Origin of the sequence: Streptomyces longisporoflavus, from assembly GCF_014649775.1 — a bacterium.
GTDB classification, from domain to species: domain Bacteria; phylum Actinomycetota; class Actinomycetes; order Streptomycetales; family Streptomycetaceae; genus Streptomyces; species Streptomyces longisporoflavus.
In genome coordinates this window covers 1-947 of sequence record NZ_BMTR01000119.1, presented here as the reverse complement: position 1 = coordinate 947, position 947 = coordinate 1, and the positions used below count along the sequence as shown (strand labels likewise).

Sequence of the window (947 nt, the reverse complement as noted above, 5' to 3'; positions counted from 1 at the left end):
CTGATCCCCGAGGCGATCTCGTTCTCGATCATCGCCGGGGTCGATCCGGCGATCGGTCTGTTCGCGTCCTTCACGATGGCCGTGACCATCTCCGTCGTCGGCGGGCGCCGGGCGATGATCTCGGCGGCGACCGGCGCCGTCGCGCTGGTGATCGCGCCTTTGAACCGCGAGCACGGTTTCGGGTACCTCGTCGCGGCGGTGATCCTGGCCGGTGTCTTCCAGATCGTCCTCGGCGCGATCGGCGTCGCCAAGCTCATGCGTTTCGTGCCCCGCAGCGTGATGGTCGGCTTCGTGAACGCCCTCGCCATCCTCATCTTCATGGCGCAGGTCCCGGAGATGCACGACGTGCCCTGGCCCGTCTATCCGCTGATCGCCGCCGGGCTCGCTCTCATGGTCTTCTTCCCCAAGGTCACCAAGGTGATCCCGGCCCCGCTCGTGTCCATCGTCGTCCTCACCGTGATCACGGTCGCCGCCGGGATCGCGGTGCCGACCGTCGGCGACAAGGGGGACCTGCCGTCCTCCCTGCCGGTGCCGGGCCTGCCCGACGTGCCGTTCACCATGGACACCCTGACGACCGTCGCGCCCTACGCGCTCGCCATGGCGCTGGTCGGCCTGATGGAGTCCCTGATGACCGCCCAACTCGTCGACGACATCACCGACACCCGCTCCTCCAAGAAGCGCGAGTCCATCGGCCAGGGCATCGCCAACATCGTCACCGGCTTCTTCGGCGGCATGGGCGGCTGCGCCATGATCGGCCAGACGATGATCAACGTGAAGGTGTCCGGGGCCCGCACCCGCCTGTCCACGTTCCTGGCGGGCGCCTTCCTGATGGTCCTGTGCATCGTCTTCGGACCCGTCGTCTCCGACATCCCCATGGCAGCCCTGGTCGCCGTGATGGTGATGGTCTGCTTCGCGACCTTCGACTGGCACTCCATCGCACCCAAGAC

General features: G+C 67.5%; 1 protein-coding gene. It reads left to right on the top strand.

What is annotated here, in order from left to right; translation table 11 throughout:
* A partial coding sequence (locus IE226_RS43665; protein ID WP_190087096.1) for a SulP family inorganic anion transporter occupies positions 1 to 947 on the top strand: 947 nt, incomplete at both ends.